Source organism: Streptomyces flaveolus, assembly GCF_000716535.1.
Taxonomy (GTDB): Bacteria; Actinomycetota; Actinomycetes; order Streptomycetales; family Streptomycetaceae; genus Streptomyces; species Streptomyces flaveolus_A.
Map to the genome: position 1 here is coordinate 1 of NZ_JNWV01000034.1, position 13,870 is coordinate 13,870.

12 protein-coding genes are annotated in these 13,870 nt (G+C 71.1%); 5 read left to right on the forward strand and 7 right to left on the reverse strand.

What is annotated here, in order from left to right:
- Positions 1 to 402 precede the first annotated feature (402 nt).
- The 5 genes from OO52_RS32565 to OO52_RS32585 all read right to left on the reverse strand — a co-directional run bounded on the left by OO52_RS32565 (position 403) and on the right by OO52_RS32585 (position 3,645).
- On the reverse strand, positions 403 to 747 hold the full coding sequence (locus tag OO52_RS32565) for a GNAT family N-acetyltransferase (RefSeq protein ID WP_030651799.1): 345 nt from the start codon (positions 745 to 747) through the stop codon (positions 403 to 405).
- Between the two features lie 30 nt (positions 748 to 777).
- The gene (panD, locus tag OO52_RS32570; protein ID WP_030651803.1) at positions 778 to 1,197 is read right to left on the reverse strand and encodes an aspartate 1-decarboxylase; all 420 of its coding nucleotides are present in this window, start codon (positions 1,195 to 1,197) and stop codon (positions 778 to 780) included.
- A 263-nt stretch (positions 1,198 to 1,460) separates the two neighbouring features.
- Positions 1,461 to 1,832 (reverse strand): nuclear transport factor 2 family protein, encoded by a 372-nt coding sequence (locus OO52_RS32575; protein WP_030651808.1) that lies wholly within the window; start codon positions 1,830 to 1,832, stop codon positions 1,461 to 1,463.
- Between the two features lie 32 nt (positions 1,833 to 1,864).
- A complete protein-coding gene (locus OO52_RS32580) occupies positions 1,865 to 2,578 on the reverse strand; it encodes an SDR family NAD(P)-dependent oxidoreductase (protein WP_030651821.1) in 714 nt (237 codons plus the stop codon).
- A 128-nt stretch (positions 2,579 to 2,706) separates the two neighbouring features.
- Complete coding sequence (locus OO52_RS32585; RefSeq protein ID WP_030651824.1) at positions 2,707 to 3,645, reverse strand: LysR family transcriptional regulator; 939 nt, start codon at positions 3,643 to 3,645, stop codon at positions 2,707 to 2,709.
- A gap of 381 nt (positions 3,646 to 4,026) precedes the next feature.
- Between OO52_RS32585 and OO52_RS32590 the strand changes: the two genes are divergently transcribed.
- Positions 4,027 to 5,046 (forward strand): GlxA family transcriptional regulator, encoded by a 1,020-nt coding sequence (locus OO52_RS32590; protein ID WP_030651827.1) that lies wholly within the window; start codon positions 4,027 to 4,029, stop codon positions 5,044 to 5,046.
- 451 nt (positions 5,047 to 5,497) lie between these two features.
- Here OO52_RS32590 and OO52_RS46185 read toward each other — a convergent pair whose 3' ends face one another.
- A complete protein-coding gene (locus tag OO52_RS46185; protein ID WP_051818759.1) occupies positions 5,498 to 5,914 on the reverse strand; it encodes a MarR family winged helix-turn-helix transcriptional regulator in 417 nt (138 codons plus the stop codon).
- 383 nt (positions 5,915 to 6,297) lie between these two features.
- On the opposite strand from OO52_RS46185, the gene OO52_RS32600 reads away from it, so the two are divergent.
- The 3 genes from OO52_RS32600 (at position 6,298) to OO52_RS46190 (ending at position 11,650) form a co-directional block, all read left to right on the forward strand.
- On the forward strand, positions 6,298 to 9,042 hold the full coding sequence (locus OO52_RS32600; RefSeq protein WP_078877445.1) for a multifunctional oxoglutarate decarboxylase/oxoglutarate dehydrogenase thiamine pyrophosphate-binding subunit/dihydrolipoyllysine-residue succinyltransferase subunit: 2,745 nt from the start codon (positions 6,298 to 6,300) through the stop codon (positions 9,040 to 9,042).
- 81 nt (positions 9,043 to 9,123) lie between these two features.
- Positions 9,124 to 11,088, forward strand: a complete 1,965-nt coding sequence (dxs, locus tag OO52_RS32605) for a 1-deoxy-D-xylulose-5-phosphate synthase (protein ID WP_030651836.1) — start codon at positions 9,124 to 9,126, stop codon at positions 11,086 to 11,088.
- Positions 11,089 to 11,443: 355 nt separating this feature from the next.
- Positions 11,444 to 11,650 (forward strand): hypothetical protein, encoded by a 207-nt coding sequence (locus OO52_RS46190; protein WP_158712584.1) that lies wholly within the window; start codon positions 11,444 to 11,446, stop codon positions 11,648 to 11,650.
- Between the two features lie 190 nt (positions 11,651 to 11,840).
- On the opposite strand, the gene OO52_RS32615 is transcribed toward OO52_RS46190, so the two are convergent.
- Positions 11,841 to 12,842, reverse strand: coding sequence for a TDT family transporter (locus OO52_RS32615; protein WP_106972099.1), 1,002 nt, complete (start codon positions 12,840 to 12,842; stop codon positions 11,841 to 11,843).
- 565 nt (positions 12,843 to 13,407) lie between these two features.
- Here OO52_RS32615 and OO52_RS51050 point away from each other — a divergent pair.
- Positions 13,408 to 13,713, forward strand: a complete 306-nt coding sequence (locus OO52_RS51050; RefSeq protein ID WP_158712585.1) for a hypothetical protein — start codon at positions 13,408 to 13,410, stop codon at positions 13,711 to 13,713.
- The last annotated feature ends 157 nt before the right edge of the window (positions 13,714 to 13,870 follow it).

Consider the following 13,870-nt stretch of genomic DNA (forward strand, 5'->3'; position numbering starts at 1 on the left):
GCTCCGGGGGGCCCGGGTGGGGCGGGGGCGGGCTCGGGTTGGGGCCCGGTGGGGGTGGCGTGGGCTGCGGTACCGGTTCCGGGGTCGGGACCGGGCTCGGGTAAGGATCCGGCGGGGTCGGGCCCGGACCCGGTGTCGGGCCCGGCGGTACCGGATCGGGGTGCGGGTTCGTCATGGTGTCCTCCGGGCAGTCACGGGACGTCGCCTCTGGACTACTCCCCCGCCTACCCGACGGCCGCCCGGCCACTCACCCGACGGCAGCACCGAACGGGTCCAGGTGGGTGGCCGACGGCATGGTGAGCGGCCGCTGACGAGACGCGGCCCGGGTGGCACCCGCGCACTCAGAACCGGCACCGATGGGCGACCACTCACTCGAACCGCCCGGAGTGGATCGCCGCTCGCTCAGAAACGGTCGGGGTGGGCGCGCAGCCAGTCCATCGCGGCCGACACCAGTCGGGGGTCGGCCGGCGGGGCCTCCTCGGGGTGGCGTTCGGCCCACTTCACGACGTACGAGCACAGCGGGGCCACCGGAACGCCCTCGCGCTCGGCGAGGGCGTACAGCTCGCGGGCGAGCGATCCGGCGATGCCCTTGCCCTCGTGGGCGGGCTCGACGATGGTGTGGACGGGGACCAGGGCGCGCTCGGGTGCTTCCAGGACGAAGTACTCGATGTGACCGACGACTTCACCGTGGCCGACGGCTTCCAGTCGGCCCGCCGCCCGGTCGTCGCGGATCTCGGTCTCGCTCATGGGCACGCACGCTCCTGGTCCTCGTCCTGGTCAGGCTCCTACGGCCTGCGGGCTGCGCTGCTGGTCCGAGCCGGGCACCGGTTCGGACGGGTCGGCGCCCAGGGACACGATCCGGTTGCCGGCGTCGACGTGCACGACCCGGGGCCGCAGCGCGCGTGCCTCCGCGTCGGTGACCTGAGCGTAACTGATGATGATCACAAGATCGCCGGGGTGGACGAGGTGGGCCGCGGCCCCGTTGATCCCGACGACCCCGGACCCGCGCTCGCCCTCGATGACGTACGTCTCCAGCCGGGCGCCGTTGGTGACGTCCACGATGTGCACCAGTTCCCCGGGCAACAGGTCGGCGGCGTCGAGGAGGTCGGCGTCGATGGTCACCGATCCCACGTAGTGCAGGTCGGCCTGGGTGACGGTGGCACGGTGGATCTTCGACTTGAACACTGTACGAAACATGAGGGAACTCCCGGTTCGTCTGCTCCCTGCCTGCTTTTGCAGGTCAAGGGCGATGCCCGGAGGCTACAACGTTTCGTATGCGCGGACATCTGCCGCCGGGTGTTCGAGGACTCACATTGACCCTTTGCCGACTTCTATGACGGCGCGCCAGTCGTCCCCGTGCGTGGTCACTCGGCCCGTCGGGGGCAAGGCTCCGAGTCCGCCTGACCAGTGAACGCACAGGTGCCCTGCCAATTCGAGAAGCATCTCGCTCACAGCACCGGCTAATCCAGGCGGGACACCTGATAGTGGCCGATGGACCAGTCGTCCCCTGTGCGGACGACGAGGACGGAGAGTTTCACGTCCAGCGGGGGCCGGTCCGTGAACGAGAACTCGACGGCGAGGTAGCCGAGGACGAGGTCGTCGGCGTGCCGCCTGGTCTCGAGGATCCGGTATGCCGCCTTCATGCCGAGGGGCTGGGAGTCGTAGTAGTCGGCGACGCCCTGGCGTCCGACGCTGTAGGGGTGCAGCCCCTGGAAGACGGCGTCCTCGGTGAAGAGGGCGGCGACGCGGTCGGGCTGGTGCGCGTCGACCGCGGCCTTCCACTGGTCGAGCACTCCGCTCAGGATCTCCGCGTCGTCGGTCGTGGCGGTCATGTCCACTCCTTGGTCCAAGACTCGGTGTACGGTCAGTGTCCGGCGCTCATGCCGCCGTCGACGTGCAGAATCTCGCCGGTGACGAACGGTGCCGACTCCAGGTAGAGCACTCCGTCGACGATGTCGCTCACTTCACCCATCCGGCCGACCGGGTGCAGGGCGGCGAGGAACTCGTGGGTCTCCTCGGGGTGCATGGGGGTCTTGATGGTGCCGGGCGACACGGCGTTGACGCGGATGCCTCGGGTGGCGTACTCGATCGCCAGGGACTTGGTGGCGGACTGCAGGCCGCCCTTGGTCAGCGAGGCGAGGACGGAGGGGACCCGGGCGTCCGGGCTGTCCACCAGGCTGGTGGTGACGCTGACGATGTGCCCGCCGCCCTGGGCGAGCAGGTGCGGGATGGCCTGCTGGGTGAGGTGGAAGAAACCGGCGACGTTGATGCCGGTCACGTTGGCGTAGTCCTCAGCCGTGTAGTCGGTGAAGGACTTCGCGACGAAGATGCCCGCGTTGTTGACCACGGTGTCGATACGGCCGAATCGCTCGAGTGCCGCAGTGACGACCCGCTCGGCGGTCGCCGGGTCCGCGATGTCGCCCTGAACGGTCAGAACGTCGGCATCGTCGACGGGGGCGATGGTGCGCGAGGTGGCCACGACGCCGTAGCCGAGCTTGCGGTAGCCCTGGACGAGGGCGGCGCCGATGCCCTGCGATGCGCCGGTGATGATCGCGACCTTCTGGTGCTGCGTGCTCATGATGACCTTCTCCTGAGGGGATGACCGGTCACTAGCCAACCGGTCGACTATTTGACCGTAGGCCGGGCGGTTCGGCAGTGGAAGGACCGGTTTCCTACCGCCTGGGAGGCACAGCCTCCCAGCGCACGTCAGCCCGGGATCGCGTACGGATCGTCGGCGGGCAGCCAGGCGTCCGGGGCATGGATCCCGAGGTCGCCGACGCCGTCGCACAGGGCGTCGACGGCGGCGAGGACTCCCGGACGGTCCTCGCTCTCGCGCCAGACCAGGGACCAGGTCCAGTAGACCTTCGGCGCGACGATCTCGCGGCGGACCAGGTCGGCCGGGAGCGGAGCGGTCTGCCCCTTGGGCGAGTTCAGGACGGGGCGGGTGCAGCGGCGGACGTGGTCGAAGAAGGCGGGGCCGGTGATGGCACCATCGGAGATCCGTACCGCACGGGCCCCGGTGACCTGCGTCAGTTCCTCGGCGTACACATTCCAGGACGCCCAGGAGGTGATGTCGTCGTCGATCAGTACATCGGTGTCCCGGGCCGCCACATCCGGTGGGTCGCTGGTGTCGCCGCCCTTCGCGACGGCGTAGAGGCGGTCGGCGCCGATCAGTCGCGCCCGCAACCCGAGCCGCTCGAGGTCCTCGGCGCGCACCCAGCAGACGGCGAGGTCGAGGCTGCCGTCGGCAACCCGTGCGGCCTGGGTGTGCGAGGGGGCGACCCAGGCGTCCAGGTGCACCTGGGCCACTGCGGCTGTCCGCGAAGTCAGGTCCGGCGGCAGCCAGTTGACGTAACCGAGCCGCACCGACTCCGAGCCCGACAGTCGGCCGGCCTCGCGCTTGAGGTCGTCGGCCCGCTCCAGCAGGGCACGGGTGTGCGGGAGCAGCGCGGCGCCGGCCGGGGTGAGGGAGACCGAGCGGCGGTTACGGTCGAACAGCCGGACGCCCAGGTCCCGTTCGAGCGCCTTGATCTGCTGGGAGAGCGAGGGGCCCGCGATGAGCAACCGCTCGGCGGCCCGGCCGAAGTTCAGTTCCTCGGCGACGGCGACGAAATACCGCAGCTGGCGCAGTTCCACGCGCGCCATGCTACGCGCGCTGAGAGGCCGCGCCTCTCAGCAGCGAGGCGGCCGGCGGTGCCGGCCTCGGTCGCACGAACGCCTCACCGACGTGCAGGCCGTCAGAAGGCGGACCTGTCACTCCGTGTCGATGCGTGCGGCTGGCCCTGCGAACGCTCGATCGCACCTGACACCCGTCGAAGTGGCGGACTGGGAGTTCTTGCCTCCCAGCAGGGAGTAAACAGGTCGTTGTCCCGGTACGGCTCGAAGGCGCACGATGGGCCCAGTCAGATCCGACGGTCGGCGGCCAGACCCCTGCCACGACCGGCTCGCCGACCGCTTCGGAGCATTCGCCGGCCAGCGCTCGACGGAGTACCGGCGTCTGCGCCGCGCACGGCCCGGAGGCATCCGATGAACCACAAACGCCCTGGACGGGGCCCGACCACCGTGACGGTATTCGTCTTCCCCGGGGTGCGGCTGCTCGACGTGACCGGTCCCATCGAGGTGTTCACCGCGGCCAACGAGTTCGGCGGTCAGTATCAGGTGCGGATCGCGTCCGAGGACGGTACGGGCGTGATCACCTCCGCCGGGACCCGCCTCGGCGTCGATGTGCGGGTCGATGATGTGCGGGAGCCGTACGACGTCCTGCTGATCCCGGGGGGTCCGGAATGGGAAACGCTGATCAAGGACGACGCGCTGTTGGATGCCGTCGGGCGGCTGCATGAGAATGCCCGCTGTACTGCGTCGGTGTGCACGGGAGCGTTCCTGCTGGCGGCGGCCGGACTCCTGGACGGGTCTCGCGCCACGACGCACTGGCGGCACGCACAGCAACTGGCCCTGCGTTTCCCGTCCGTACGGGTCGAACCCGACGCCATCTTCGTGCGGGACGGGCGGATGATGACCTCGGCAGGTGTCAGCGCCGGCATCGACCTGTCCTTGGCCCTCGTCGAAGAACACTTCGGTGCTGCGGTGGCCCGAGCAGTCGCCAAGGACATGGTCGTCTTCATGCAACGACCGGGGGGCCAGTCCCAGTTCAGCGCCCGCTCCCAGGTCCCGCACTCCCGCCACGAGACGCTCCGCCGCGTGCTGGACCAGGTCGCTGAGAAACCCGGGGCCAATCACACCGTGTCGGCCATGGCACGCAGAGCCGGCGTCAGCGCCCGTCACGTGACCCGGCTCTTTTCCGAAGAGGCGGGAACCACTCCGGCCCGGTACGTGGAGCAGGTCCGGTTGGAAGCCGCCCGGGTGCTGCTGGAGACGGGTGACGACGCCATGGCGGTGGTGGCGCGCCGTACGGGGTTCGGCTCACCCGAGTCGATGCGCAGGGCATTCGTGCGGCATCTGGGCGTGACGCCTGGCGCTTACCGGGCCGGCTTTCGCACGACCCGCCTGAGCACGAAGGACTCCGGATCCGAAGCAGTCTCGCCGTAGTCGAGGTGCAACGGCAGCGCCGGTGGGCCGGCGCTCACCTGGAGGCGCCTCGGTGGACACGGGGGCCGCCCCTGGACGACCGTGCTGCGTGCCATGCCCCCGCTCGGGATGTGGCACGGCAGACCGTAGTGGCCCGCTGACGTGCCCGGATGCCCGCGCCCCAGGTACTCGTGGCAGAGGCCTCGGCACTCGGGTGATCCTGCTGCTGAACCCGGCGCGCGAACGGCCCGGGTCTCACCTGCCTCACCACCTCCACCAGCCGGCCGGCCGGACTCCTCCACGGCGTCTCGGGGCGGGCGCCGACGACATACTGCTGCCGGCAAACGCCGCCGGAGTCACCGAGACATCCCGGTCGACCTCGCCCGTTGCAGACCACGGGCTGGACTCGCCGCAGCAGCCGCGCCCAGGCGCCGTCCGCCGACCACGGCCGGTGGCGTGGAGAACGAGCGGATCAAGTGACGTCACACGATCGGCCGGACAGCTCCTGGGTGTCCAGTCCCGGACCGAGGTGCCGGCGCATCAGCGCCTGCGCGGTCGTCTCGGCGGCGGCGAATTCGGAGCGTCCTGCGTCGGTCAGGGTGGCCTCGACCGTCCTGCGGTCTCCGGCACGACGATGGCGATCAATCAGTCCGGCCGCCTGCAGACCCCTGAGGAGGTAGGACATCCGGTCCCCGGATTCCTGGAGGAACGCCGCCAGCTGCGCAACGGGCACGGATCCGCTCGGGGCCTCGGCGAGCGCGCCGAGAATGAGGTGGTCATGGAGCGACAGACCGTGCCGCACCCGCAACTCGGCGTGCACGAGACCCAAGGTCCGCAGGATTCCTGGAAACTGCCGCCGCGTGGTGTCCGGCGCATCGTAGTCGATCATGTTCCTTCCCAGGGGGTCGGTTCTCCGGCCGCAAGCCCGCGGCCGCAGCAGCACAACCAGATTCCCTACCGACGCCGATCCCGGGCTGGACGGACACGAAGCCCTCGGATCAGGAAACGGCGTCACCCGCCCGCACTCCGACTGTGCGACGACGGCAGGCAGCAGGCCGCCACCCGGCCGATGTCCTGATGTGACGCCGTCGTGGCGCGCCCGGCCATCCGTCTCCGCACTCCCGGCGTCATAGCGTCGTCAGTGCGACGCGGTCGAACGGGTCGGCCTCCGCAACGGTTGCGAAGTCCTCCAACACCTGACACGCAGCCGGACGACCGCCATGGCCGCGTCCGCCATCCGAAGACTTCGCACAGGAAAGAAGGCGTCGCGCCATGGCGTCGCAATCAGACACCGCTCGGTCAGCGTCTCACGGACTGGACTTCGGGCTCAACGAATGGGTCGTGGACGAGCAGCGCCGGCGTTACCTCCACGACCCCGGCTCGGTCGACAAGACGTGGAGGGACTTCTTCGCCACCCTGGTGTCCCCGGCCGCCGCGGCCTCCCTGACCGCCTCGGCCCAACAGCACAAGGACACCGACGAGGCGGCGCTCAAGGCGGTACGGGTCGCGGCGCTCATCCACGCGTATCGCGTGCGCGGGCACCTGATGGCCGGAACGGACCCGCTCATGGCGCGGCCCGCCTCCGCACATCCGGAACTCGACATCGCCGCGTTCGGACTCGACGACGCGGACCGGGCGGAGGACTTCGCCGTGGACGGGTTCGCCGGGCGCGCCACGATGACACTCGACGAAGTGCTCGGCGCGTTGCGGGAGTTCTACTGCCGCACCACCGGGTTCGAGTACATGCACATCCAGGACGCCCGGGAACGCCGCTGGCTCCAGCAGCGCGTCGAGGGGCCGCAGCGCCGCCCGGACCGTGCCGGACAGCTGCGGATCCTCTACCGGTTGGGGGCGGCAGAGGCCTTCGAGACGTTCCTGCAGACCAAGTACGTGGGCCAGAAGCGGTACTCGCTCGAAGGCGGCGAGTCGGCCATCGTGCTGCTCGACGCCCTGTTGCTCCGCGCCATCGAGGACGGTGTCCAAGAAGCCGTCATCGGGATGGCGCACCGCGGCCGGCTCAACGTCCTGGCCAACATCATCGGCAAGTCGTACGGCCAGATATTCGACGAGTTCGAGGACGCGGTGGACATCCGGTCGGTCCAGGGCTCGGGGGACGTGAAATACCACCTCGGCGCGGAGGGCACCTACCGTGCCCTGGACGGCGGCACCATCGCCGTCTCGGTCGTGGCGAACCCCTCGCACCTGGAGATCGTGGGGCCGGTGGCCCAGGGCGTGGTGCGCGCCAAGCAGGACCGGGCCGGGGACCAGGGCGAGCCCTTCCCCGTACTGCCGGTCGTCCTCCACGGTGACGCGGCCTTCGCCGGCCAGGGCGTGGTCGCCGAGACCCTGAACATGTCGCAGCTGCCGGGCTACCGCACGGGCGGAACGGTCCACGTGGTCGTCAACAACCAGGTCGGCTTCACCACCCTGCCCGGCAACGGCCGTTCGAGCACGTACGCCACCGATGTGGCACGGATGGTGGAGGCCCCGATCTTCCACGTCAACGGCGACGACCCGGAAGCCGTCGACCGCGTCGCACGGATGGCCTTCGACTACCGCCGGACGTTCCACAAGGACGTCGTGGTCGATCTGGTCTGCTACCGGCGCCACGGGCACAGCGAGGTCGACGACCCGTCCGTCACGCAGCCGATGATGTACGAACGCATCGACGCCAAGGCTTCGGCGCGCACGCTGTACGCCGAGGCCCTCATACGCCGCGGTGACATCGGCGAGCGGCAGGCGGACAACGCCCGCCGCAACTACCAGGATCACCTCGAACGGGCCTTCGCCGAGACCCGGGCGCTGCCCGCTCCCGCACCGGCCGGAGACCTTCCTTGCGCCGACGCCGGACAGGCGGCCACCCAGCGGACGGCGACCGCGATCGACGAGGCGACAGCCCGTCGGGTCATCGCATCGCAGACCGACCTGCCGCAGGGCTTCACCGTGCACCCGCGTGTCCTGCCGCAGCTCCACCGGCGTACGGCGACGCTCGACACCGGCACCGTCGACTGGGCCACCGCGGAGACACTGGCGATCGGTTCGCTGCTGCTGGAGGGCGTCCCGGTACGGCTGGCCGGACAGGACTCCCGGCGCGGCACCTTCGGCCAGCGCCACGCCGTACTGACCGACCGGCGCACCGGCGCGGAGCACACGCCGCTGAACTCCCTCAGCCCGCGGGCCGCGAGCTTCGCACCGTACGACTCGATGCTGTCCGAACTGGCGGCGCTGGCCTTCGAGTACGGCTATGCGCAGGCCCGTCCCGAAGCCCTGGTGCTGTGGGAGGCCCAGTTCGGTGACTTCGCCAACGGCGCGCAGACGGTCGTCGACGAGTACATCGCCTCGTCCGAGCAGAAGTGGGGCCAGCGCTCCGCAGTGACCATGCTGCTGCCCCACGGCCTGGAGGGCCAGGGCCCCGACCACTCCTCCGCCCGGATCGAGCGCTTCCTGCAGCTGTGCGCGCAGGACAACATGACCGTGGCCATGCCCTCCCTGCCGGGCAACTACTTCCATCTGCTCAGGCAGCAGGCGCTGGACGGCCGAAGGCCGCTGGTGGTCTTCACCCCGAAGTCGATGCTGCGGTCGAAGGCGGCCACCTCCGCCCTGGCCGATTTCACCCAGGGCGGCTTCCGCCCGGTCCTGCCGGACGGCACGACGGACCCGGCCCGGGTCACGCGCGTGCTGCTGTGCTCGGGCAAGGTCTTCCACGACCTCGACGCCCACCGGCACGCCGCGGGCACGACCGACACGGCGATCGTCCGCGTGGAGCGCCTCTACCCGTTCCCCGACGAGGAACTCGCGGCGGAACTCGCCCGCTTCCCCGCGGCCGCGGACGTGCGGTGGGTGCAGGAGGAGCCGGAGAACCAGGGTGCGTGGTCGTTCGTCGCGCCGCGTCTGCACCGGCTGACCCGGCGCGGTGTGGAGTGCGTGAGCCGGCCCGAGGCGCCCGCGCCCGCGGTCGGCTCGGCCCGCCGACACGGCGTGGAGCAGAAGGCTCTCGTGACATCGGCCTTCCAGTGACCAGCGGCTCGCGCGGTGCGCATCGGCTGCCCACCGCGCGTATCCGTCGACACCACGGCAGCATCGAGGAGGAGCAGCGGCATGAGCCTGCTGGCGCGCATCAACCAGCCCGCGGACCTGAGGGGTCTGAGCCGTCCGGAGCTGGTCCGGCTGGCCCGGGAGATCCGCGGCTTCCTGATCCGTCATGTCGCGGCCACGGGAGGCCATCTGGGGCCCAACCTCGGCGTGGTGGAACTGACCCTGGCGCTGCACCGGGTCTTCGACTCCCCGCGTGACCGGCTGCTGTGGGACGTCGGGCACCAGGCGTACGTCCACAAGATCGTGACGGGGCGGGCCGGTGAGTTCTCCGGCCTGCGGCAGCGTGGCGGGCTTTCCGGATACCCCAGCCGGGAGGAGTCCGCGCACGACCACATCGAGCACTCCCACGCATCGGTAGCCCTGTCGTACGCCGACGGCATGGCCAAGGCCGCACAGCTCGCAGGAGAGTCGGACCGGCACATCGTCGCCGTCGTCGGCGACGGAGCACTCACCGGAGGGCTGGCCTGGGAGGCCCTCAACAACATCGCGGCGGCACCGGACCGGCCGGTGGTGATCGTCGTCAACGACAACGGACGCTCGTACGCGCCGACCGTGGGCGGACTCGCCCGGCACCTGGCGGCCCTGCGTACCCACGCCGGCTACGAGCGTCTGGCCGGCTGGAGCAGACAGGCGCTTGACGGTGCCGGAGCGCCGGGCCGGGCGCTGCACCGCACCCTGCGCGCGACCAAGGAAGGCATCAAGGAGGGCCTGAAAGCGGGCCTCGCAGAGGGGCGCGCGGAGGCCGTGACGCCGCACTCGCTCTTCTGCGAGCTGGGACTGCACTACCTCGGGCCCGTCGACGGCCACGACATCACCGCCCTGGAAGCAGCCCTGGAACGGGCGAAGGCCCATGGCGCGCCGGTCGTCGTCCACTGCGTCACGCGCAAGGGGCTCGGATACGCGCCGGCCGAGCAGAACGAGGAGGACCACCTGCACGGCATCGGCATCATCGACCCGCAGACCGGGCGGCCTCCGCGGCCCGGTGGTCTGACCTGGACGGCAGTGTTCGGCCGGGAGCTGGTGGAACTGGCCGACGCGCACCCGGACGTCGTCGCGATCACCGCGGCCATGCCCGGCTCGGTCGGTCTCGACGACTTCGCCGCACGCTACCCGGCACGGTTCTTCGACGTCGGGATCGCCGAGCAGCATGCGGTCGCCTCGGCCGCCGGGATGGCCATGGCGGGCCTGCATCCGGTGATCGCCCTGTACGGCACCTTCCTGAACCGCGCCCTCGACCAGGTGCTGATGGACCTCGCGCTGCACCGGCTCGGTGCGACCCTGGTCCTCGACCGGTCCGGAGTCACCGGTGACGACGGACCATCCCACAATGGGCTGTGGGATCTGGCGATGCTCCAGGCCGTCCCCGGTCTGCGCATCGCGGCTCCCCGCGATGCGCACGCGCTGCGGCGGCAGTTGCGGCAGGCGGTGTCGATCACTGATGCGCCGACGGTCCTGCGCTACCCGAGAGGCACGGTCGGCCCGGCCATCGCGGCGGTCGGCCGCGCCGGTGCGGTCGACGTCCTGCGCGAGGCCCCCGGCAGCGGCGGCGTCCTGCTGGTCGCTGTGGGAACGATGGCCTCGGTCGCTCTCGAAGCGGCGGAGCTGTGTGCCGAGCAAGGGGTGGCAATCACCGTGGTGGACCCACTGTGGGTCAAGCCGCTCCCCGACGAACTGCCCGCGCTCGCCGCCGAGCACGCCCTGGTCGTCACGGTCGAGGACGGTCTGCGCGCCGGAGGAGTGGGCACCGCGGTGGCCCAGGCCCTGCAGGAGGCCGGCGTCCACACCCCGGTACGTGCCGTGGGCGTGGCGAACGGGTTTCCTCAGCACGCCACCCGGGCCGAGATCCTCGCGGAAGCGGGTCTGACCGCTCAGGCGATCGCGCACACCGTCGCCCAGAACCTGGCTCGCGCGGCCGTCACCCCGGGACCCACCGGTCCCCGCTCCCACCCCGCGCCCAAAAGGCAGTGAATGCGCGAGCGCGTGCCGGTCGACCGGGTCCTGCCGGAAGGTCCGCGCCGGCAAGGAGCACTGCTCAAGGAGTGGCCGCGGGAGGCCGCACTATCCGTTCTCGCCTCGATGGCCAACCTCAACGCGGGCGTGCTCGCGTCCGGACGATGGGCACCGGCATCGTCTCCACGACCCTGTACGTCAACGACGCCGGCACCGACATACTGCGGTGGGCGGCCTTGGCCCGTTTCGCGGTACTGGTGCCCGCCTACGGCTGGCGGCTGCTGCGCCGGCGCGAGCGGTTCGTCGCGGATCTCCTCGGGCCGCGTGCCTTCGCGGTCGCCGGGGCGTTCCCGGCGTCCGGGACGCTGGGGTGGTGGTGCTGGACTACAGCATTCCGCTCGTGCTCATCGCCCCCCCTGAGGCGAGGCCCTCGCTCGACCAGGTGAACGGCACCTGGTTCCTTCGGTCGGTGCGACCGGAGTCGGTGGCGGTCGCGGCGGCATCGCTGGCCCGGGTGACCCCAGGAGACGTACTGGCTGTGCCGGCGGTGGTGTGCTGGGCCGTCGGCCTGGTGCGGTAGCTGCTGACCGTCGCACTGGTCCTGGCCCGGCTGCTGGACCGCCCGGTGCAGCCGGAAGGCCTCATGAGTCCGTGGCACCCGGGGCGCTGCCCTAGGCACGTGTTGCGGTGCGGCACGAACCCGGCTGCCCGTCGGCGGGCGGCCGGGTTCGCGCTGCGTCCGTGTCATGCGGAGCGGTGCACGGGACCTGTCAGCGGCGGGCGCGCTCACGCTGCCGGACGGTGTGGCGCAGGGAGTGCCAGGCGACCACCGCCCAGGCTGCGACGAGCAGGGCGTACAGGACGACAGCGATCCAGACGAACAGCTGCGAGCCGGTGCGGGCGGCGAGCGCGCTGGTGCCGGTGACGCAGGCACCGAGGGGGAAGATGAAGGACCACCAGGTGGGCGCGAAGGGCAGCCCCCTGCGGATCTCCCGTACGGTCAGCGCGGTGGCCAGCACCAGCCACAGCAGGGCGAAACCCCAGATCCCGAGCCCACCCAGGAGCGCTACGACCGCACTCCCGCGGGCGTACGGGTGGGGCAGCGCGCTCGGCGCCGCCGTGGCCAGCGTCCCCAGCGCCGTCACCGCCTGATCCAGCGCCCCCACACCGATCCACACCGTGGGCACCACCGCACCGGCGGGCGCCTCATGGTGCACCAGGCGGCTGTAGACCATGGCCAGCACCAGTAGGACCGCGATCAGGCCGAGACCGAGCATCGAGTAGCAGCACAGCAGCAGGGCCAGCCGGACCTGTCCGGCCGGCGCCCGCGGGACGAGCAGCGCGCCCGTCGCGGCGGAAACCATCGGCGGCACCACGGGCAGCAGCCAGCCGCCGAACGCCGCGTCCGGCGTGAACCGGTGCCGCGTGACCATCAGATACGGAACCGTGCAGGCGGTGGCAAGACCCAGCACCGTCCCGGCCGACCACAGCACCCAGTCCACAGCCACCGCCGCACCGTCCCCGATCAGCCGCCGGCCGAGCAGCAGCGTCCCTGCCCCGACGGTGAGCAGCGCCATCGGCGGCGCCCCGAAGAACTGGGCCAGTACCGGATCACCGGCATGCGCCCGCACCGCCCGCTGCCCGGTATAGCTGCCGGCGAGCACGATCAACAGCAGCGCGGTCCCCGCCCAGACCACCGTCGCGGCCTCGCCGAGCCCGGGGAAACCGCGCGGCAGGGTGGCAGCCGCGACGGCGACGATCCCGCTGCCCATTACGGCTGCGAACCAGCCGGGACCGAGTCGGCCCCGCTCCCGGCCGGTCGCCTCGTATGGCTGTTCACAGACACGCACGGCCGACCTCAGGGCCGGGTCGACCTGCGAGGGGGCCGCTGGGCTGGTATTGGGGTGGGGTGTCACGGCGCGGAGATGCCTTCTCTTCTCGTGTCGGATGCGTCACCGCCCACGATCAGCGACGGTGACCGGCCGACCCGCCGGACCGCACCCGGCAGCTGACGGGACGCGGCCGAGACCGTCGGCCCGTTGGCACCCTCGACGTTATGGCGAAGCACGGCTCCCGCCACAGAACAGCACGCGCCATGACGCCCTCACACCAGGACGTCGAGCACCGAGCAGGCCCGTCGCCGCGTCCCGGCCGGATGCCCCGATGTCCTTGTCCGAACGTGTTGTGGCCGCATATGCGGCCATGACCAGACGGACGACTGCTGAAAGCCGGTGAGGCGACCACGCACTGGCACTTCGCCGACCAGCTCGCTCTGCGGCACCCGCAGGTGACCGTAGAGACGGTGGCCGCGCCCCCGTCCGTGGGTGCCTCCCATACATGGAGCGCCAGTACTTCCTGGTCGGCGACCGACAACCGCCGCCAGGCGGCTACCACGTCCATCCGCTCCTCGGTCCGGGTCAAACCGTCGTGGCTGTCATCGCCGCCGTTCTCCATGACGCGCACCGCGGCAGCCGTCCCGCGCTACTGCCCGCGACGGGCGTTGAGCATCGTGTTCCGCGCGGTGCCGAAGAGCCGCGGACGTCGGTCCTCCGGCAGATCGCCGCGACGACGCCACGCGGCGAGGAACGTCTCACCGACGAGGTAGCAGGGGCCGTACCGACCCTGATCCGACGTCAGCCGTGAGATCCCGACACACATGCACCCGCACCAAGCCGCAGGGGCGAACCGGTCAAACACCTGGTCCCCTCCCTGGCCGAGCATCCGGTGTCGGCGACCAGGCACATGGGAGCCCCGCCGTCGGCCTCGCGGTCCTTCCCGCAACGGCGTGGCGGGTCAGGCT

Excerpts from the sequence above, each read along its gene's own strand:
- OO52_RS32565 (WP_030651799.1), bottom strand. The coding sequence starts at position 747 with ATGAGCGAGACCGAGATCCGCGACGACCGGGCGGCGGGCCGACTGGAA.
- panD (WP_030651803.1), bottom strand. The coding sequence starts at position 1,197 with ATGTTTCGTACAGTGTTCAAGTCGAAGATCCACCGTGCCACCGTCACC.
- OO52_RS32575 (WP_030651808.1), bottom strand. The coding sequence starts at position 1,832 with ATGACCGCCACGACCGACGACGCGGAGATCCTGAGCGGAGTGCTCGAC.
- OO52_RS32580 (WP_030651821.1), bottom strand. The coding sequence starts at position 2,578 with ATGAGCACGCAGCACCAGAAGGTCGCGATCATCACCGGCGCATCGCAG.
- OO52_RS32585 (WP_030651824.1), bottom strand. The coding sequence starts at position 3,645 with ATGGCGCGCGTGGAACTGCGCCAGCTGCGGTATTTCGTCGCCGTCGCC.
- OO52_RS32590 (WP_030651827.1), top strand. The coding sequence starts at position 4,027 with ATGAACCACAAACGCCCTGGACGGGGCCCGACCACCGTGACGGTATTC.
- OO52_RS46185 (WP_051818759.1), bottom strand. The coding sequence starts at position 5,914 with ATGATCGACTACGATGCGCCGGACACCACGCGGCGGCAGTTTCCAGGA.
- OO52_RS32600 (WP_078877445.1), top strand. The coding sequence starts at position 6,298 with ATGGCGTCGCAATCAGACACCGCTCGGTCAGCGTCTCACGGACTGGAC.
- dxs (WP_030651836.1), top strand. The coding sequence starts at position 9,124 with ATGAGCCTGCTGGCGCGCATCAACCAGCCCGCGGACCTGAGGGGTCTG.
- OO52_RS32615 (WP_106972099.1), bottom strand. The coding sequence starts at position 12,842 with ATGGGCAGCGGGATCGTCGCCGTCGCGGCTGCCACCCTGCCGCGCGGT.
- OO52_RS51050 (WP_158712585.1), top strand. The coding sequence starts at position 13,408 with ATGGAGCGCCAGTACTTCCTGGTCGGCGACCGACAACCGCCGCCAGGC.